The organism is Spirosoma sp. KCTC 42546 (genome assembly GCF_006965485.1).
GTDB lineage: Bacteria > Bacteroidota > Bacteroidia > Cytophagales > Spirosomataceae > Spirosoma.
This window is the reverse complement of record NZ_CP041360.1, coordinates 5,588,514-5,607,696: the sequence shown is the minus strand read 5'-3', so window position 1 is coordinate 5,607,696 and position 19,183 is coordinate 5,588,514. Positions and strand designations below refer to the sequence as shown.

The 19,183-nt window shown below is 44.4% G+C and carries 14 protein-coding genes; 4 read left to right on the top strand and 10 right to left on the bottom strand.

The window, feature by feature from the left end:
* Positions 1 to 246 precede the first annotated feature (246 nt).
* A complete protein-coding gene (locus EXU85_RS23060; RefSeq protein ID WP_142774344.1) occupies positions 247 to 1,413 on the top strand; it encodes a glycoside hydrolase family 43 protein in 1,167 nt (388 codons plus the stop codon).
* A 23-nt stretch (positions 1,414 to 1,436) separates the two neighbouring features.
* On the opposite strand, the gene EXU85_RS23055 is transcribed toward EXU85_RS23060, so the two are convergent.
* From EXU85_RS23055 to EXU85_RS23045, 3 genes are all read right to left on the bottom strand, one after another.
* On the bottom strand, positions 1,437 to 3,011 hold the full coding sequence (locus EXU85_RS23055; RefSeq protein WP_142774343.1) for a VCBS repeat-containing protein: 1,575 nt from the start codon (positions 3,009 to 3,011) through the stop codon (positions 1,437 to 1,439).
* Positions 3,012 to 3,490: 479 nt separating this feature from the next.
* Positions 3,491 to 3,697, bottom strand: a complete 207-nt coding sequence (locus tag EXU85_RS23050; protein WP_142774342.1) for a hypothetical protein — start codon at positions 3,695 to 3,697, stop codon at positions 3,491 to 3,493.
* Positions 3,698 to 4,789: 1,092 nt separating this feature from the next.
* Positions 4,790 to 5,365, bottom strand: a complete 576-nt coding sequence (locus tag EXU85_RS23045; RefSeq protein ID WP_246859208.1) for a hypothetical protein — start codon at positions 5,363 to 5,365, stop codon at positions 4,790 to 4,792.
* Positions 5,366 to 5,805: 440 nt separating this feature from the next.
* Between EXU85_RS23045 and EXU85_RS23040 the strand changes: the two genes are divergently transcribed.
* The gene (locus tag EXU85_RS23040; RefSeq protein WP_142774341.1) at positions 5,806 to 5,967 is read left to right on the top strand and encodes a lmo0937 family membrane protein; all 162 of its coding nucleotides are present in this window, start codon (positions 5,806 to 5,808) and stop codon (positions 5,965 to 5,967) included.
* Positions 5,968 to 6,189: 222 nt separating this feature from the next.
* Here EXU85_RS23040 and EXU85_RS23035 read toward each other — a convergent pair whose 3' ends face one another.
* The 6 genes from EXU85_RS23035 to EXU85_RS23010 all read right to left on the bottom strand — a co-directional run bounded on the left by EXU85_RS23035 (position 6,190) and on the right by EXU85_RS23010 (position 12,815).
* Positions 6,190 to 6,684: a hypothetical protein gene (locus EXU85_RS23035; protein WP_142774340.1), complete on the bottom strand. Its 495-nt coding sequence runs from the start codon at positions 6,682 to 6,684 to the stop codon at positions 6,190 to 6,192.
* 114 nt (positions 6,685 to 6,798) lie between these two features.
* Positions 6,799 to 7,032 carry a hypothetical protein gene (locus tag EXU85_RS23030; RefSeq protein WP_142774339.1) on the bottom strand — a complete coding sequence of 78 codons (234 nt, stop codon included), beginning with the start codon at positions 7,030 to 7,032 and terminating at the stop codon, positions 6,799 to 6,801.
* 508 nt (positions 7,033 to 7,540) lie between these two features.
* Positions 7,541 to 8,089: a hypothetical protein gene (locus tag EXU85_RS23025; protein WP_246859207.1), complete on the bottom strand. Its 549-nt coding sequence runs from the start codon at positions 8,087 to 8,089 to the stop codon at positions 7,541 to 7,543.
* 60 nt (positions 8,090 to 8,149) lie between these two features.
* On the bottom strand, positions 8,150 to 8,341 hold the full coding sequence (locus EXU85_RS23020) for a hypothetical protein (RefSeq protein ID WP_142774338.1): 192 nt from the start codon (positions 8,339 to 8,341) through the stop codon (positions 8,150 to 8,152).
* 149 nt (positions 8,342 to 8,490) lie between these two features.
* A complete protein-coding gene (locus tag EXU85_RS23015) occupies positions 8,491 to 11,313 on the bottom strand; it encodes a PAS domain S-box protein (protein ID WP_142774337.1) in 2,823 nt (940 codons plus the stop codon).
* Positions 11,314 to 11,450: 137 nt separating this feature from the next.
* Positions 11,451 to 12,815 (bottom strand): sigma-54 dependent transcriptional regulator, encoded by a 1,365-nt coding sequence (locus tag EXU85_RS23010; RefSeq protein WP_142774336.1) that lies wholly within the window; start codon positions 12,813 to 12,815, stop codon positions 11,451 to 11,453.
* Positions 12,816 to 13,418: 603 nt separating this feature from the next.
* On the opposite strand from EXU85_RS23010, the gene EXU85_RS23005 reads away from it, so the two are divergent.
* Both EXU85_RS23005 and EXU85_RS23000 read left to right on the top strand, forming a co-directional pair.
* Positions 13,419 to 14,558, top strand: a complete 1,140-nt coding sequence (locus EXU85_RS23005; RefSeq protein WP_142774335.1) for an FIST signal transduction protein — start codon at positions 13,419 to 13,421, stop codon at positions 14,556 to 14,558.
* A complete protein-coding gene (locus EXU85_RS23000; RefSeq protein ID WP_142774334.1) occupies positions 14,545 to 17,943 on the top strand; it encodes a PAS domain S-box protein in 3,399 nt (1,132 codons plus the stop codon). Before EXU85_RS23005 ends, EXU85_RS23000 begins: the two co-directional genes overlap by 14 nt.
* On the opposite strand, the gene EXU85_RS22995 is transcribed toward EXU85_RS23000, so the two are convergent.
* A complete protein-coding gene (locus tag EXU85_RS22995) occupies positions 17,932 to 19,182 on the bottom strand; it encodes a hypothetical protein (RefSeq protein ID WP_142774333.1) in 1,251 nt (416 codons plus the stop codon). The two genes, EXU85_RS23000 and EXU85_RS22995, sit on opposite strands and share 12 nt — an antisense overlap.
* Position 19,183 lies beyond the last annotated feature (1 nt).

The window sequence follows — 19,183 nt, the reverse complement described above, 5'->3', positions numbered from 1 at the left end:
ATTCCCATCCGAAACCGTAGGAAAGGCCCGTATGGTACAGATTTCAGTGGACGGGTATTGGAAATTAAAATCGATTTTCCAGATTGCATCGGCGGATTCAGGGCACTCAGGTAGGGCAGATGTGAACGTTTTAAACTAGGCCCAACTTTTAATTAGTAGCCTACAACCCATTAATGCCTTTCCTGGTCAGACGAGCCTATCAAGAAGGCGTTTGACGGGTGGCTCAAGTTCAAAAAGATCGTTACCATGAAAAAAATATTGCTGCTGTTTTGCTTATTCATTTCTTTGTTTTTAACCCAATCAAGGGCTCAGACAGTACAAGGCATTACCACGAACAAAGCCACTTATGCCAACCCTCTAGCAGTCCAATTTGGTGATCCTTACGTTTTATACACCAAGGGTACCTACTACATGTATGGAACGGGCGGTGGTGCAGATAAAGGGTTTGCTGCTTATTCATCAATAGATATGGTGAACTGGAAGGCAGAGGGGCAGGTGTATTTTCATAATAACCGAAATGGCTGGAGCGACCCAAAAGCGAAGTGGGGCGGTGCTTATTGGGCACCCGAGGTGTATGAAGTAAAGGGGAAATATTACCTGTTTTACAGTGCACAATGGCAGGTAAATCCGACTCAGGAAGTGGAAAATTTCCGTATTGGCGTGGCCGTGGCCGACAAGCCTACCGGCCCGTTTATTGATCTGACTAACAAACCAATTTTTGATCCTGGCTATCCTATCATTGATGCCAATGTTTTTTTTGATACCAATGGCAAAGCGTATTTGTATTTTTCGCGTTGCTGCTACAAACATCCGGTAAAAAGTGAAGTGGCCGATCTAGCCCGGCAAAAAGGATGGTTCAACGAAATTGAAGAGAGTTGGGTGTACGGCATCGAACTCAAACCAGATTTTTCAGGAGTCATTGGTGAGCCGGTTTTACTATTGAGACCACCCGTTGGCCTTAGCGATAAACAGGCCGAATGGGAAAGTCGGTCCGTTACGTCGCGCGAAGTGAACCGCCGTTGGACGGAAGGGTCGGTTGCATTTAAAAAAGACAACACGTATTACATGATGTACTCGGCTAATCACTTCGGCGGTCAGTATTACGCCATTGGGTACGCTACGTCCAGCTCGCCATTAGGGCCTTACAAGAAAGCGGCTAATAATCCGGTATTGCAAAAAAATACCGATCAAGGGGGCTCCGTAACAGGCACGGGTCATAACAGCATTGCTTACTCGCCAGACGGCAAAGAAATGTTCTGCGTCTACCACGCAAGAACTGCCAAATCCGGCACCGAACGGGTTGTATGTATTGATCGTATGCAGGTGAAAAACGGACGTATCACGATCCTAGGCCCTACTACTACACCTCAAAAACTGCCTTCCGGCGTATCGGCCGTAGCTAATACCCATTGATGACGGTGGGAGTTGCGTCAGAACTACCGAATGGTGTTTTTCAAAACAATGACAGAGGGGCCGGTTGATAGCCATTTTTTGCCGAGTCCAGTGGTATCCCCTTGTGGTATAAAATAGACAAACGACCCCAACACAAGGTCAATATCTCCATCGGCATCCATATCGCCCGCATCCATTACGACCCATCTTCCCTTCGAGGCTTCGGGAAATGAGTAATCGTCAAATTTTAATTTCCCTTTATTTTCCAAATAGATAAAACTTTCCTCTGGATAGCGCAGGTAGTCTGGGAAAAACGAAATAGCCGCTATATCCAGGTCACCATCCAAATCATAATCTCGCACCATTGCCTTATAGGCGCCATTCAATGGGTAGAAGTACGATTGGTTGAAGTTGGATTTCCCGTCATTCAGAAAAATATAAATACCGTGATACTTCTTTAATATCGGTGTTTTGTCTGCATTGTCTCCACACGTATATACGATATCATCAAACCCATCTTTATTAAAATCGGCCAATTCAATGTGTTGAGACCCATTTAGGGGTAAGAAAGATAGCAATCGTTTTTCCTTGAATTTGCCCGATCCTTGATTTTCATAAAGAAAAATACCCTCATCGCCCTGCGCCATGAGCACATAAATATCCAGTAGCCCATCGTTATTGGCGTCCTTAATTATCGCAGTGCTCGCACCGGGTTTTGCACGCAGAATTTTTGTTTCATACCCCCCTTTCCCGTTATTTTCGTACCAGGCCAATTGCCCGGTTTGATTGCCAAATTCACAGGCCACTACATCCTCAAATCCATCTTTATTCAAATCACCGTATGCCATAAAAACGGGCCGACGTAACGTTGGAATAGCAATACTCTCTAGTTTATAGCCTGGCTCCGCTCCACTTTTCACCCATCGTTGCATGGCTCCATTCGCTGCATCGGTTGGAAAAACGCCCTTCCCAATCGTAGTCAGGTATAACTCGTTTGATTTCTCATAAAAATGAATAGGTGTTGAGGGCAACCTGATACTATAATTCTCCTGAAGATCGGGGGTTAGAACTGTTAAGTTATTGCGTCTACTTTTGCCATCACCAAACACGATACCTCGATTATCAGGAAGAATTTTGACCAGTGTGGTCAATGCTGGCTGATTGGAGAAGGAGGTTTCTTTGTAGCTGAAATGCTTTAGTCCTAACTTGATCTTATGATTGCGAAGGGGAGGTAAGAGGGTGTCTGGTGCATGCTCAATGTAATAGTCCACTAGTTTACGCCAATCTTCTTTTGCCAGAACTGGCCTTTCTGGAAAGATATTGGCATCACGCACAATAGAGCCGCTTTCGCCCTCATCAAACAAACTGTCGGGTCTGATTCCGCCACTGTATATGCCCATCCGATGGCCCATAGCAGGAAGCACATCTCTCCAATTCGATTTTGCTAGTAATTCGGGGCTCACATACGCATGACACCGGCTGCAGTGCGCTATCGACAGCTCTTTTCCAGCGAGTTGCGAAGCAGGTATATCGGTAAATTCAGGTTTTTCATTTTGCTTTTTTTCCGTACATGAACTAAGCAGGTATAGTAAGATACAAAATGGGATCAGTGGTCTCATACGTAAAAAACAGAATTCGAGCGATCAATAAATAACAGACAGGGCAACTGCATGAACCGGGCTGATGATTGATGTAGTTAATTTGGTGTCTATGAACCAAACTATCCATGACCACTTTTTGCAAGTTGGAGGCTTTCATCAAGTTGGCAAATGTACCTATCACCTGGCAGATATCCTGCTGGTCGGATTGTGTCTGTAGTAGTGTATGACCAAATGACCCCACCGAAATAAGCTAACCCTTTTGTGGGCTGTCTTATCAGTAGAAACTGGAGGAGTAGCCAACTAATCCCTGGAAGCGGTATTGGGAGGGAGTCTACGAACTAGGCTATTGCAATGCCTTTGAGTTGTTAACCACAAATTGCAACTGATTTATGAATCCCGTTTAGGAGTGAGATTTCCGAAAGCCTTTTTCAAGCTGTTTAATTACTATCTGGATTGATGACTCATCTACCAGGTATCAGAAAACGAACGAGTTTTGATTACTCATCCCATTGTTTAATCTCCGAAGCCGGATTAAACTGTTTAAACTCGCTGATTAAGCCAAGATGTACTATTTGATCGGCTACATAGATATAATTACTTGCTCTGGGGAAGCGATTGGCAATAGCAAAAGCCTGAAGCCGACGGCGATACGTAAATGAACTCTCTTCTCTAAAATTAAGGCGCTGGTAGGCGTGAATGTCCATAGTCTCTCCTGATGAATAGTATATACTCCATCACAAAATCTACGCCACTTTAAGGAAAATAATTTTGTTTTTTTTCTTAAAAATGACCGTCCAGTTGATTCTGACCGGTTTAGCTAACCAATTGACGGCTCAATCATATGAATTAAGGCGTTTTTAAGGCTATTGGGCTAGGTTGGGAAGGAAATGCCAGACAGAAGCTCTCCTATAGGATACTGCTACAGCAGCCCATGAAAGTTAAAGTGGCCTGATTTTAGCTAGCGGCCAGATTACACTATATGGCTCTCCTATAAAGAATGAAATAGCGCAGAGACGTTAGTTGTGTAGAAAGCCGCGGGTCAATTGCCTTGTTTAGTTGCGAAGGAACAATCAGGTAAACTCGTCTTGTCAATTAGTTGAAATTCTATAGAGCTGCGTTGTTTTCTATCGTTAGTTTACTAGATCAGTGTTTCATAAGAAATTTTACTATAAATCAGGGACAGCTTGAGAGTTTATCCGGCTTTATTTGTCACGTTGAGCACTATTTCAATAAAGTGATTTCTGGTAGTTCAGTACAAAGAAATTCGTTTTTCATTCTTATTTACTTTGCTTCTGTAAGGCCAGCCCTGAAGCTCAACTATTTAGGTATTTGTTTTGTCAATTACTGTTATAAGAAAATCAATTTCACCAACTTATTACGCTAAAACGAAGTATAAATAACAGGGAAACTATATAAATACCTTCTAAAATAGGCTAGTTTAGGCAGTACCGGATTAACGCTACTGATCAGGAAAGTGGAAGCTAGCAGACGGTACTCTACGCAATTTCTATTCTTATATATAATTAGTCTGTATAAATAATAGTATACAGACTATGCGTATTATATAGTATAGGCTATAGCTTATTTTGTCGTTGACTTACTCGTCTATCAACCTGACTAATTGCTGAATAAGAAAGGTAAACTGTATAGATATTGTCTATTGCAAGATTTAGCTAACTCCTGGATTTGTCTTTAAAGTAAATACGCTTTTTACCATAGCTGGCCTATAATTAAATAGGCGTAGAAAGCTAGCTTTCTACGCCTATTTAATTATAGCAGTAATTTAACTCCGTTGATTATCGAAGAAGATCAACGAGAACAAGGGCTAAACCTACAATTAAAGCAATTAAACCAAGTGGCGTAGCAACGTTAAGAAGTAAAAGTATTAGGCCAATGATCGCAACAATTAAGCCAATTGTCAGAACAGATTTGGCCATTGTTTTCTCAGGAGACAAATGATTTTTTATCTTCTTATCTAATTGCTTCAACATCACGCGCTGCATGAGTGTTGTTTTTTGCGCAGAGGCAGTCTTTGATGATAAAGCAGTCTGAGCTTTAGATGATGACAATAATTCATTCACCCGATTCATTCGCTTAACTAATTTCTTGTTTGATGCCAGTGTATTGTCGTTTCGAACATACGTTTCTAACTGACTAACAGCCTGTTTCGCTTGTGAAATTTGTTGGGGAGCTGCCACTTCCTGAGCTGAGACAACAGGTTGTGTAGTTACTGATTCTTGTGCTAAGACTGGCTGAGTTACTTCAACTGATGGTGCCGCTACATTGGTTTGAGCCGATTTAAATTGTTCACGTGCGGTAGGTTGAAAATAAGCAACAGGACGGCTGCAAGACGAAAAGATAGCTGTGCTCATAAGAGTTGCTACCAGAAGTTTGGAGAACATTCTCATAGTAAATGATTTTTTTTAATGAATAAAAAAGTTACTATTGGTAGTAACAGCAAACTGGTTAGTTTGTTAGCTAAAAACAGAAAAAAAAGTTAATTAAAAAGGATTTGTGCCATGATTATAGCCTATAAAGACAGAAGTAGAGTAGATGTAGCTTATTTAGTTTAATTACCTGCTAAAACAGATAATTGTAAAAAGTAATATGAGAAAATGTTAATGAATTTATATTTGTTTATTAATGATGCTATGTATTCGTGCTGGCAGCTACTTAAATGCACTGTTCTGTACAAAATATTTGTTTTTTAATTGAGTTCAGACAATAGAATTACTAATTTTTATAACATATTCAAATAAGGATAGTTTATGCTATAAGTTGAAGTTAATTTATCATTAAAAGTAATAAACACATGGGCAATCTATTATACACCATTGCGGTGGTACTTATCATCATTTGGCTACTAGGTTTTTTAGGCTTTAATAGCTTCGGCATGGGTGGCATAATTCACATCCTGCTAGTTATTGCAGTTATTGCAATAATTTTGCGTCTGATTCAGGGCAGAAGCGTATAACGTATGATGCTTTCGAAGAATTATTAAGTTCATCAATAAAAAAGTCACCGTCGGTAACCATACCGACGGTGACTTTTTTATTGATGAACTTCTGGCTATATTCATAGAATTAGGGGGTTGTATTTTATAACTAATTTATAAAATACAACCCCCTAATTCTATGAATATAGCCAGATAACTACAAGATTATTCGCCTGTTTTAGTAAGCAACTAACTTATTTTTCAAGACATAGTACCTTTCTGGGCTTTATAACGAATTACGCCATGAAGAACGGGTTTTAACTTTTTTGCCAATTCATTCATGTAAATAAATCCTGCTTTTGATACCGAGGTTTTGCTTTTCTGATACCCAATAGGTACGACTTTACTATCACTTGGGTCATTACTATTGGCTTTTGAAGGTGTACGCATTTGACCGGTTAGCTTTACCAATCCGCCTGTAACCGTTAATTGACCAACAAAAATGGCGTCCTGGTTATCAGTAAACGTATTCCCCTGCGAACTAATTAATATGCCATCGCTAGTGACTGAAAATAAGATAGATTGCTCTGTCAGCACCTTCCCAATGGCGATGTAAGCCTGATTGTCAGCTAAATTCGTAGTTATGAAGATTGTATGGGCTTCAGAAACTGGAAGAGACTGTCCTTTAGCGCGAGTAAACGTGCACAATAGTAAGGTAACTAGAAAAAGGGTTAGTGTGCGTAAATCGTGTTTCATCACATAGAATCGTATTTCATCACATAGAATAGATAGAATCGGGAACCAGAATGCCTGGTAATTAGCCCATTACTTTGATCCTTGAGCCGGGTTAATTCGCTTGATTGGGTAGCCTTATAATCGTACTCTCCATTGAAGAAATCGAAAACCAGCGTAGGAGTACAGCAGAACACCCGATGTTTCGAGTATCGCTTCGAGCTGGTTTTGGGCGTAAATCCCTGTTTTGTAATCCTGTACCCAGTCAATTAGCGCTGCGCAGTATAAAAACAAACCGATCAGACTTCCGACAAGGATGCTAAGAATAAGTACTGGCTGCCGCATATGCGTTTTAAGGGTGGTAGGCTTCATTGAAGTATAGGTTTGGCCGTATCGAGCGGGGTGGTATCGATCTGTATAGACAATTTGTTTGCCAAAGGAATACGTAGATGGCTACACGAGTTAACTTGCTACGCTTGTATGGAGCCTAATGGGCGTCTGTGCAGTGTATAGCCACTTTTCGAGTTAATGTGGGTGGCCTCACGATTTATTGAAAATCAGCTAGCCTATCATGCTTCGCTTAGCATGTGGGTACTATTTTCTACAGAATTGAAGGAGTTAAGGTACATGTACTATGTGCCTATCTGTTGTAAATTTACCTGAGCTACTAAGATTTTTTTAGGGTATGGAAATTAGTAATCTTTATTCAGCAATTCCAACTAACCTGGCTTTGGAGATAGTGGATAAATTAATTGGCATGGATAGTAACCTACCCGCTCATGTTAAACCTCTGGTTGAATGGATGTCTGGAGATACCGAAACTAGTTGATTAGCCTTTTTTTAGTAAGCGGTTTTTATGCGTTATCGCCTGGAGGATCGGTTATAAATCCTTAATGTCTTTTCGGGCTTTCCAGGGGACTTTCTGTTGTACAGTTGTTTTGGGATCTCCCGCACAAACCCGACATAGGTACCCGATTTCTAAAGACCAGCCCCTGTCTATATTGCCAAGTGCCAGGCGAATTTGCGTTCTTGGTGTCAGCCAGTTTACGGTTCTGAGTTCACCCACCTGAGCTACTTTTCCAGGACCATATTTTTCTGTTAACAAAGCTTCTAATTCAGCCGACGCGGCTTGTACATCTGCCTCGGTAATGGCAGGGGTTGTGTAATAATAATACGTAGCGGACAGTAGCGAATCTCCGTTGAACTCATACTCAAGGCCAACTGTCCGATTAGCCAAGGGTACGCGCGAATAAACGACTTTGTCACGCTTTATGGAGGTAGGTTTTACGGATTCGGATTGCTTGACTTGCTTTGGTGAAAAGCCCCAGCGAACCTGGCGTACATCGGTTGTCTGCTGAGCCATAAGTTGGCCGACAGCAGTTAGTACTACTAAGAGTACACTAAGTAATCGTACGTAAGCAGTTTGCATGTTGAGTTAGTATAAACAAGCACAGTGGCAATGCCCTGTCAGGGATAGATTTTGCAGATATCAATCAGGCCATTTCTCTAAACCTGAGGCAATGCGTAAAGCCCGTTGCACGTCCTCCCAGTAAAATCCACTATCGTAACCCGTTGACAACCGGTCGCAGGTGGACAGAAAATCGTTGGCGGCATCAACATTTCCTTGCTGAGCAGAGGGTTGATCCTCGTTAGGTGGTAGTTGATCAGATAGTCCCTCCATAGTTGTAAAACTAGGGTTTAGTGCCGCTGGTACGAATCAGTAGCCCAATTCTGGCGGTCGTGTTAATAGGTTCTGTTATAAACTTCCAAACGGGCTAAATGATTTTATGTTCGAGGAGCTATTTGGGTTTGTACACTACGAGTTGTGCGCTAGCTGAGTTCATTTCCGGTTAGATACATAGCCTTCATGTGGTCAACCGCCGTCTTAATTTCCTGCTCAAAGTTGATAATCAGTTCACCAAGTTCCGGCGAACTAGTTTTATTGCCTGCCAATTCCTCAATGCGTTGAAGCTCATCGAGCTGAGCCTGTAGTCCCATAATATCAACGGAGGGTTTTATTCGGTGGGCCACATATTTCGCTTTTGCATACTCTTTTGATTCATACGCTTCTCGGATCTCAGTGGCAGCAATGGGCACCTCTGTACAAAACAGTTGAATCATTTTTAGTGTAAACTCTTCGTCGCCCCGGCTGATGGCTTCCAGCTTCGTTAAATTATAGAGTGGCTTGTCCGGGCTGGTAGCAGTTAATCCGGTTACCGTGTCTATTCCCACCAGCCATTTCGTTAGTTTTTCAATCAGACTTTTCTCCTCGAACGGCTTTGCTAAAAAGTCATTCATCCCAGCGGAATAGCAGGCCTCTTTTTCGTTGCGTATAGCACTAGCCGTTAGTGCTATAATTGGAATAGTGGTGCTTATTTCTCGTCGAATAATACGGGTTGCTTCCAGGCCATCCATAACGGGCATTTGCACATCCATGAGTACGAGATCAAACGAGTCGGTTCTAAGGGTCTCTACAGCAGTCAATCCGTTTGTAACCTCAACCAGATCAATTCCGTAGGGGTCAAGAATAGTTCTGACAATTAGTCGATTCATCTCATTATCCTCGACTAACAAAACGCGTTTCGACTGTAGAGCGTCGTCATTCTGAACCCCCTGTTCATCCACCAAAAGGTTTTCCGGATCACCAATTGGAAGGGATACATATACGCTTACGGTAGTTCCTTTGTGTTTTACGCTCTCCACCCGAATCTCTCCACCCATCAATTCAACTAACTGCTTGGTAATACTCATTCCCAGGCCTGTTCCGCCGTACCGGCGCCCAATACTCTCGTCTTCCTGGGTGAATTTTGTGAACAAATTCTGCTGAAAATCAGGCTCCATGCCAATACCTGTATCGGCTACGATAAGGTGAATGGCCTGTTGGTTCCCAATGGTGAGGCAGTCACACTGTACATGTACACGTCCGTGATCCGTAAACTTGATCGCATTCCCAATCAGATTAAGCAAGATCTGATTCAGTCGGTAGGGATCGCCGATAAGCACAGGTGCCAGGTCAGGATCAATGGTTGTTAGTAATTGGAGGCCTTTTTCGGTTGCATTCTGGGTCATAACCAGTGCCGCACGCTGTAGTAAATCGGCCAGATCAAAATCGATATGCTCCAGGGCAAGCTGGCCTGCTTCTATTTTAGAAAAGTCTAAGATGTCATTAATAATGACCAGCAGATTGCTGGCCGCGGTATTGATCATGCTCAAAAAAAACTGCTGATGATCGGTTAGGGTTGTTTTGGCCAGTTGTTGCCCCAGGCTCAGGATTGCGTTCATTGGCGTACGAATCTCGTGACTCATGTTGGCCAGAAAAAGCTCTTTTGCGTGGGATGAATGTTCTGCCTCCTGCTTGGCAATCCGAAGTTCGGATTCGAGTTGCTTTTGCTTGGTGATGTCCAGGTGAATGCCGGTCGAGCCAATTACTTCTCCTGTATCCGAATACAGGGGTGCTCCACTAACCAGCCACCACATGGCTTCGCCCTGTTTGTTTTTAACAGCTACTTCATAGGCATCCATGACACCCTTCAATCGGCTATCATTTTTTTCCTTCATGACCTGAATATTCTGGCCTTTGAGCAAAATATCCGTTGCTATCTGCCCGATCAGTTCATTGGGGTCATAACCGCTCATGGTACAGAAACTCTGGTTCGTATACACGATGCGTTCGTCCAGGTCAACCTCAATCAACCCCAGATTCATATTCTCAATAATCCGCTGGTATTTTTCGTTCAGGTGAACGGCAATACCTTCGGCGCGTTTCCGCTTCGTAATGTCTGAATATTTCCAGAGGTGACCGGCGTACACACCGTCTGTAAAAACGGGGATATAGTCTCGCTCAAAAATGCGCCCATCCGCCAGTTCCAGTTCTTCGCCAATAACCGGCTGTTGATCTGCCAGGAGCTGATTTACCCGGTTTACAAACCAGTCTGGATTTTTGAAGAAATCCTTACTTTGTTCGGCCATTCCAGAGCAGTCCATGCCTTTTAGCTGATCGGGCGTTACTGGTAACGAGAACAGGTCGCAGAAATGCTGATTGACAAGCCCAATTGTCCGGTGCTCATCTTCGAGCAAAATGCCTTCCTGTAAATCGGCGATTAGATTGGCTAACCGGCTTGCCTGTAAGCGTACTGCCTCCTCTCGGCGTTTCTGGGCGGTAATGTCCGTGGTGGTTCCAATCATCAGCAGGGGTCTTCCGTCTGCCGAACAGCTAAACAACCGCCCCCGATCCAGAAAATACCGGTACGATCCATCTTTACCCAGAAGCCGATACGCGATACTATGGCTTGCCCACTGGTCAGGCGGGGACTGATCCAGGTCTGGAATGAGGGCCAAATCCCGGTCCATCGGATGTAGCAACTCGCTCCAGCCTTGAACTGTATCGGGAACTTCGTCAACGCTATAGCCCAGAATTTCGCGGTATCTGGGCGAGCGGAAGATGGCTCCAGTTTGCAGGTTTAGCTCCCATATCGCGTCGCCAACGCCTTCCAGCGCAAACTTCCAGCGTTGTTCAATTAGCGCCATTTCAGTTTGCTGTTGGGCAATCGTGGCCTCCAGTTGTTGCTTTTCGCGTCGAAGCTGTTCGTTTTCCTGACGTAATGTTAGTGAAGCCAATGGCTCGGGTAGGGCAGAGGGGTGGGCATTTTCCATGCGTATATTGATTCAAGATTCCGCTAAAACTAGATTCTCAGGATTCTATGGAGTTAACTTTTTCTTTTCAGAACAACAGCATCCAGAGAACCCAAAGAATCAAAATGACCAAATTGGGCGAGTACTAGCGGTTTGCTTCAGGATAAAGTGAGTTCATTAGTCTGAAGCATTTTGTAAATGGTGGATTTGCCGATATCCAGCTTCTCGGCAACCAGCACCACATTGTTGTCGTATTTTTTCAGGTAGGATTTAATCACCTGTAGCGTATAATCCCGCAGGGTCTTATCGCCGGAGTTTAAGGAGATGTCCTCTGTGTCGGAAGCCAGCAGAATGTCTTCCGGCCTGATTTCCGTTCCGTCGCATAGCACAGCCGCCAACTCCATAACCGACTTCAGTTCCCGTACGTTACCAGGAAACGGATAGTGCATTAATTTGTCGGTGGCCTGAGAAGAAATAGCCATGAAGGGGAAGTTATTGGCTTTGCAAAAGTCATCCAGAAAAAAGCGCGCTAACACCATGATATCGGTTGGGCGATCGCGCAGCGGGGGCAGGGCAATAGGAAGGCCCAGAAGACGATAGTACAAATCCTCCCGAAATCGACCTTGCCTGACCTCTTCCAGTAAATTTTTGTGAGACGCAATCACCAGCCGAATATCCAGCGTTATTTTTTCGCTGCCCCCCACCCGAACAAGCTCTCGTTCCTGTAACACCCGCAGCAGCTTGCTTTGCAGGGTCAGGTCCAGTTCGGCAATCTCATCCAGAAATAGAGTCCCTTTATTGGCTTCTTCAAACCGCCCGATTTTCCGGGAAATGGCGCCTGTAAATGCCCCTTTTTCGTGCCCGAATAATTCACTTTCTGCTAAACTGGGCGGAATAGCTGCCATATTAACGGCAACAAATGGCTTTTTCCGGCGATCAGAATGATAATGAATTGCTTTGGCAACCAGTTCTTTTCCGGTTCCGGTTTCGCCTGTAATGGATATATTGATGTTTGTTCGAACAGCTTTTTCAACGAGCGTAAACACCTTCCGAATCGCTGGGCTGTTTCCTTTTATAATCGAGCTGAAGTCATATTTCTGCCCCAGTTCTTCGCGTAATTGTTCAATCTCCTGCTTCAGGTTTTGATTTTCCCGAATCTTAAGAATGGCGTTCCAGAGCAGATCTTTTGTTCGATCATCCTTCACTAAATAATCGTGAACACCTGCCTGGAGCAGACTAACCGCCGTTTCAACATCTTTCTGACCACTAATCACAATCACTGGCGTATCGGGTAATTGTTCGTGAATACGCCGGAATAACTCAGCTCCGTTTGTGTCCGGTAAGGAATAATCGATCGTGATCAGGTGGGGTGTACAGGTTCTGAGGTACTTCAGACAGCCCTCCCCGGTTGCAAATCGGTAGAGTTCATAATCAGGATTAAGGGATAGATGGTACTTAAGTACTTCACCATACCAGGGATCGTCCTCAACTATAAAAATACGGTAGGTATTAGGCTCATTCATGGTACAAGTTAGCTTACTATTAGTGTAGATATTGGCAAGTTGGGAATATTTATTGTTACCAATAATAATGTTGATTTGACTAATTGGAATTTCAATTTATATAAAAAGGCAATTTGAACTACTAAATTACATGAATTCGATAGAATGAGCCGTAGTTACTTTATTACCAGGGTTTTACCAGGGCGGTAGATTTGCAAAAAGGCCGCTGGCAAACTGACGTAAAGACTTCCTTTGGTAACGCAATCTGTGAATAGGAAAACTGGTTCCAGCAATGCAGATGATTTTGATCAGGTTCTACAGCCTAAGTCGTGCCAACTAGTTAAATAGCTCCATAGAAGCTATTTAAGTTGGTTTTGCGACTACCTGTTTCCAGATTCTGGACAGTTTTTCCATTTCGTGTAGTACGGGCAGTCGTGGATGGGCAGTGTTCAATGGTTCTTTGTTTTTCCAGAAAATAGACTTCATTTCCAGATTGTGGAATGAGTGTATCTGGAATTGTGAGCTAAAAGGCTTATTGTTAATTACTTATCATGGTGATTTTGATTGGTCTCTATTTTGTGTGTAACCAGTATTTGCGCAAAACGCACGCCAATAACTTTCTCTATGATCGTCTCAATTGTTCAGTTTAATGAAAATGTCTGGTCGAAACACACGATTAGTCAGTCGTTGGAGGATGCACAAGCGCAACTTGTTTTATGCTTCGCAGCTAAAGAAATTTTACAGTCCGATTCCATATTTGACACAGTCCGCGCTAAATTTCCTAATGCAGCCATCGCATTATGCAGTACCGCGGGAGAAATTTACCATGATATTGTCCAGGACAATACGCTGATCGCCGTAGCTATTCAGTTTGCCGATACCCGGATTGTAACGGCATCCGTCAATATCCGCGATTTTAATACAAGCTTCGACGCTGCCCAACGGCTGACCGAGCAACTGGTACGAGAAGACCTGGTCTACATGCTTGTCTTGTCGGATGGTGGTCTGGTAAATGGTAGTGAACTGGTAAAAGGCTTACAGGCAGGGGCTGGAAACGTTTTAGTAACGGGTGGTCTGGCTGGGGATGCCGCCAAATTCAACTCCACGCTGGTTGGCTTAAATCAACAGCCTACGGAGGGTACCATTGTGGCAGTTGGCTTCTATGGCCAAAAGCTGGTGGTTACCCATGGCTCAAAAGGGGGATGGGCTATGTTTGGTCTGGAAAAGGAGATAACCCAGTCAGAAAGCAACGTATTGTATGAAATTGATCATGAGAATGCCTTAGGGATTTATAAAAAGTATTTGGGGGATGATGCAGAAAACCTACCCGGCTCGGCTTTCTACTTTCCGCTTGCTGTAACCATCCCTGATTCCGATAAACCCGTAGTTCGCACGATTCTCTCCATTGATGAAGACAGAAAACGCATGACATTCGCTGGCGATGTACCTGTGGGTTCTAAAGTTCGCTTTATGAAAGCAAATTTTGATAAACTCACGGCAGCCGCTGCAACCGCGGCTCAGCAAACCAGCTTACCCAACGAGCAGAAACCGGATTTAGCCTTATTAATTAGTTGTGTTGGCCGAAAGCTTATTTACGGTCCACGTATTGATGAGGAAGTTGAATTGGTTAGCGAAACACTGGGTAAGCAGGTACCACTTGTGGGTTTTTATGCCAACGGGGAGATTTCTCCTTTTAATGAAGGTGGCCCGTGTCAGTTGCACAACCAGACAATGACAATTACGTCCTTTTATGAACTTCCATAAACTATTGTCGAAGCAGGTCCAGCGCCATTTACCCGAGGAACTTCGGAGCAATCCTGCTATGGGTAAATTCCTGGATGTGATCAGCGAGTCGTATAGAGCGCTGGAACGGGATCGGGAGTTGGTGGAGCGTGCATTTACCATTAGCGAGTGCGAATACGTAGAGATAAATGATAAGCTCAAGCATGAAATTGACCTGAAGAAACGATCGGTCGAAAAATTAAAAGAAGCCGTTAGCACTATTTCCGGTGTTGATACGCCCCACGATTCCAATGATTTGCTCGGCATTGCCCGAGTCCTAAGCCAGCAGGTCAGCAAACGAAAAAATGCCGAAGAGGTATTTACCTCCTTAATTGCCAACATGCAAAGTGGGGTATTGCTGGAAGATGAGAACCGGAAAATAGCGTTTACAAATCAGGTTTTTTGCGATTTGTTTGGCATTACGGCTCCTCCCGAGCTACTGCAGGGCATGGACTGCACCCATACCGCTGAACAAACAAAAGGACTATTCAGAAACTCAGATGCCTTTGTTGAACGGATCAATACCATTCTGTTACAACAAAAGTTAGTGACGGGTGAGATCCTGGAGCTTGTTGACGGAAGTGTACTTCAACGGGATTACATCCCCATTTTTATCGATCAGAAATACAAAGGTCACCTATGGAGCTATACTGATATTACCGAGCGGAAACGGAACCAGGATGCCCTTGAGCAAAGCGAATTGAAGAATCGCTTAATTATGAATGCGGCTCTGGATGCCATTGTGACCATTGATCGGGCCGGACTAATTACGTTCTGGAACCCTCAGTCCGAGAATATATTTGGCTGGAAGGCCGCCGAAGTGATTGGTAAACGATTGTCGGACATCATTATCCCGGATGTACATCGAACTGCCCACGAGCGGGGAATGGAACGCTACAAAAAAACCGGACACGGGCCTGTGATGGGGAAACAAATGGAGTTGCCCGCCATTAACCGGGAGGGAAAAACGTTTCCCATTGAATTATACATCATACCGGTTAAACAGGGCGACGATGAGTTCTTTTGCTCCTTCATACGGGATATATCGGAACGTAAAAAGACGGAAGAGAAACTGGAACGACTATCGATGGTAGCCAGTGCGAATAAGAACGGAATCGTTTTTGTTGGGCTTGATCGAAAAATTTTCTGGGCCAATGAAGGATTTAGTAATCTTACCGACTATAGTAATGCCGAAATAATTGGGAAAACACCCATTGAGCTTTGTAAAGGGCCATTTTCTGACCGTGCCAGCCTGAGAACGATGATCGAATCGTTTGATAAAGGGCTTCCCTTTGATATTGAAGGAATCCATTATAAAAAAGATGGGACCTGGTTTTGGGGCCGGACGCAGGGGCAGCCGGTGGTAAATAAACAGGGAGAAATTACGCACTACTTTTCCATGATTGAAGACATTTCCGCCGAAAAAGTAGTGCAGCGGAAATTGAAAGAATACGAAGAGCGCTTACGGATGGCCTTAACCAACGTGGGCGACAATTACTGGGAACACGACTTCATAACGGGTAAAACCTACTTTTCCAACCCCGGTACTACGTTGCTGGGTTTTCAACTGGAAGAGTTTACGAATGTGGCAGACTTGTGGTGGAGCCGTGTCCATCCGGACGATAAATCGATTTTAGAAGCAAACGACAGGCAGTACAAAGCCGGATTGATTACCAATCATCACAATGAATACCGTATGATTCATAAGGATGAAACGATTCACTGGGTACTCGATCGGGGCGTTGTTACAAAAACGGATGAGGAGGGTAAGCCGCTTAAAATAATTGGCACCCATATTGACATTACCCGGCAAAAAGAGCTGGAGTTAGAACTCACCTACGCAAAAGAAGTAGCCGAAGAATCCACTAAAGCGAAGGAATTATTTCTGGCGAACATGAGCCATGAAATCCGGACACCCATGAACGCTATTATGGGTATGGCGAATCAGTTGACGAAAACGTCGCTGACGTCGGATCAGCTGTTTTATCTGAACACGATCCAGTCCGCCACCGATAATCTATTGATTATCATCAATGATATACTTGATCTGTCGAAAATTGAAGCCGGTAAATTATCCCTTGAACAAATAGGATTTGAGCCCAAACTGGTGGTAAGCAAGGCCATGCAGGTGATGATGCATAAGGCCCAGGAAAAGGGATTGTTATTCACGAATTCATTTTGCGACAGTCATTTGTCGCCGATTTTAATTGGCGATCCTTATCGGATTACGCAGGTTCTGCTCAATCTGATCTCCAATGCCATCAAGTTTACCCATAAAGGAAGTGTCGATATCCGCTGCCAGGTCATTCAGGAAAATGAAGACGAACAGCTTATTGAAGCAACCGTTCAGGATACCGGAATAGGCATGGATGAGTCCTTCTCCCAGAATCTATTTCAGAACTTCAGGCAGGAAGATGAGTCCGTTACCCGGCGGTTTGGAGGTACTGGCTTAGGTCTCAGTATCAGCAAAAATTTAGTTGAACTAATGGGCGGCACCGTGCAGGTGGAAAGTAAAAAAGGAGTAGGGACGTCGGTTTCGTTTCGTATTCCGTTTCGGAAAGGAAGTCAGGAAAACTTACCTGTACGGGAAGTTGAAGAGACAAATACGGCTATTCTTGCTGGAAAACGAATTCTGATGGCCGATGACAATGGCATGAATCGCTTGGTGGCATCTACTATATTAAAAAACTATGGTGCCCTGATTGAGGAAGCGGAGAACGGACGGGAAGCGGTTGAGAAAATACGGCAACAGCATTTTGATCTTGTGTTGATGGATATCCAAATGCCGGTGATGGATGGGGTAGAAGCCACCCATGAAATCCGGGCCACCTTAAGTGACCAACTACCGGTTATTGCCTTAACGGCTTTTGCGGTGAAAGGAGATAGCCAGAAATTTATTGGTGCCGGTATGAGTGATTACTTATCCAAACCCTTTGAAGAAACTCAGTTGCTTGCAGTCGTGGCCAAGTGGCTTGGCAAAGTGGAAATTCCAGCTCCGAAACCAGAAGATGAAGGTAACGTCTTAGAAGCGGCTCCCTTATATGATCTGTCTAAACTTAAACGCCTGGCCAGGGGGGATGAGTCATTCATCACTAAAATGATCAACTTATTTGTTGGATATGGCCCTGAGTCGGTGAACGAAATCAAAGAGGCTTATGCCATCGGCGATTTCGAAAAAATAAGTAAGACGGCCCACCGCATGAAACCGTCGCTGGATAATTTAGGCATTATATCCTTGACGGAAACAATCAGGACCATCGAAGCAAAAGCCGACGTATATGGTGCATCGGAACAGTTGGAACAACTGATTGATAAACTGGACAAGGTGATTACCAAGGTTGTCAACGACCTAACATCAGGCCTCTGACCAGAAGGCAAGGTCATGCAGGAGTAGTTTCTGGGCCGACACCGCTTGGGTTCGATTCAGCCAGTACGTCAGGGCATCGTTCCAGGTGGTCAGTTGCCAGTCTGTCTGCTGATGCCATTCCTCCTGACGACTATAGGCCGAGAGATGATGCGTGATGGTATGAACCAGATACAGCATTTCGGACAGGTTCGTATCAATTGGGTGGCGCTCCCGAAATAACTGCCATTCGGGCTGGTTCAAGGTAGCGTCGATCTGCTGCCGGATAACGCCATACCCTTTGTGTTCAATCAGCGTGGTTGATTGATAGAGGAAATGAAAGAGGTCATACAGGCCCGGTAACCCCGCCTGATAGAGTGCCCAGTCTACAACACACAACCGATCTCCCATCAATAACGCGTTTCTGGGCGTAAAATCGCCATGGGCAGCCGCCAGCGGAACCGGTGATTGCTCATTGATACTGCGCATTAGCTGCTCCAGTTTAATAAGCAGGCTGACGGGAATTCGGGGATCGTTGGTTATCCATAATTCCGAAACCGTTTCACGGGCTTGCAGCCAGAAATCGGTCTGTTGTAACAGTTGGGTGTGCCAGTTCCGGCTAACCAGTTCCTGTAAGGCACCACTGGGGAAATCGGCCAGCTGGGTTGTTTGCCGACCATCAGCCAGCCCCATATCTTCCTGAATCAGAACAGCGCCTGAATAGGATTTCAGTCGTGGGGTTTCCAGTTCCAGGAAGGGTACCCGTTGCACCTGCCGGAGCGCCAGTGCTTCCTGACGCAGGGTATTGGTTGCGGGCGAAGTCAGCGCGATTTTCAGAAAGTAGCTTTTTGAGGAACGGGTGCTGTACCAGAGCACAAGCTTACGATTCGGGCTGGGCGTACCCATAAATAATGCCCACCGGTTTAGCTGGCTACGGCGAAAAAGCTGATAGCCATCGACAGTTGTGTAGAGAATGAGACGATCCTGCGCAACCAAACGCCCTAATTTTAGCCGGAACAGCAGTCTGACCAGCCAGATAAATACCTGAGCCCGTTGACTACCAACCTGGTAAAATCGTAAAAAATCCGGCTGATCCGCACCTACTGGCCAGATCCAGCGAATGCTGCCATCTGGGTTACGGTACAGATAACAGGAAATGGAACAGGTAAAGTCGGGTGTAGGTGTTGCTGATACTGGAAGGCCGATAGCGCCTAGACCTGTCTGCAACCGCTGACTATCTGCTTGGTAAACATACGTGCTCATG

Excerpts from the sequence above, each read along its gene's own strand:
- EXU85_RS23060 (WP_142774344.1), top strand. The coding sequence starts at position 247 with ATGAAAAAAATATTGCTGCTGTTTTGCTTATTCATTTCTTTGTTTTTA.
- EXU85_RS23055 (WP_142774343.1), bottom strand. The coding sequence starts at position 3,011 with ATGAGACCACTGATCCCATTTTGTATCTTACTATACCTGCTTAGTTCA.
- EXU85_RS23050 (WP_142774342.1), bottom strand. The coding sequence starts at position 3,697 with ATGGACATTCACGCCTACCAGCGCCTTAATTTTAGAGAAGAGAGTTCA.
- EXU85_RS23045 (WP_246859208.1), bottom strand. The coding sequence starts at position 5,365 with ATGAGCACAGCTATCTTTTCGTCTTGCAGCCGTCCTGTTGCTTATTTT.
- EXU85_RS23040 (WP_142774341.1), top strand. The coding sequence starts at position 5,806 with ATGGGCAATCTATTATACACCATTGCGGTGGTACTTATCATCATTTGG.
- EXU85_RS23035 (WP_142774340.1), bottom strand. The coding sequence starts at position 6,684 with ATGAAACACGATTTACGCACACTAACCCTTTTTCTAGTTACCTTACTA.
- EXU85_RS23030 (WP_142774339.1), bottom strand. The coding sequence starts at position 7,032 with ATGAAGCCTACCACCCTTAAAACGCATATGCGGCAGCCAGTACTTATT.
- EXU85_RS23025 (WP_246859207.1), bottom strand. The coding sequence starts at position 8,089 with ATGCAAACTGCTTACGTACGATTACTTAGTGTACTCTTAGTAGTACTA.
- EXU85_RS23020 (WP_142774338.1), bottom strand. The coding sequence starts at position 8,341 with ATGGAGGGACTATCTGATCAACTACCACCTAACGAGGATCAACCCTCT.
- EXU85_RS23015 (WP_142774337.1), bottom strand. The coding sequence starts at position 11,313 with ATGGAAAATGCCCACCCCTCTGCCCTACCCGAGCCATTGGCTTCACTA.
- EXU85_RS23010 (WP_142774336.1), bottom strand. The coding sequence starts at position 12,815 with ATGAATGAGCCTAATACCTACCGTATTTTTATAGTTGAGGACGATCCC.
- EXU85_RS23005 (WP_142774335.1), top strand. The coding sequence starts at position 13,419 with ATGATCGTCTCAATTGTTCAGTTTAATGAAAATGTCTGGTCGAAACAC.
- EXU85_RS23000 (WP_142774334.1), top strand. The coding sequence starts at position 14,545 with ATGAACTTCCATAAACTATTGTCGAAGCAGGTCCAGCGCCATTTACCC.
- EXU85_RS22995 (WP_142774333.1), bottom strand. The coding sequence starts at position 19,182 with ATGAGCACGTATGTTTACCAAGCAGATAGTCAGCGGTTGCAGACAGGT.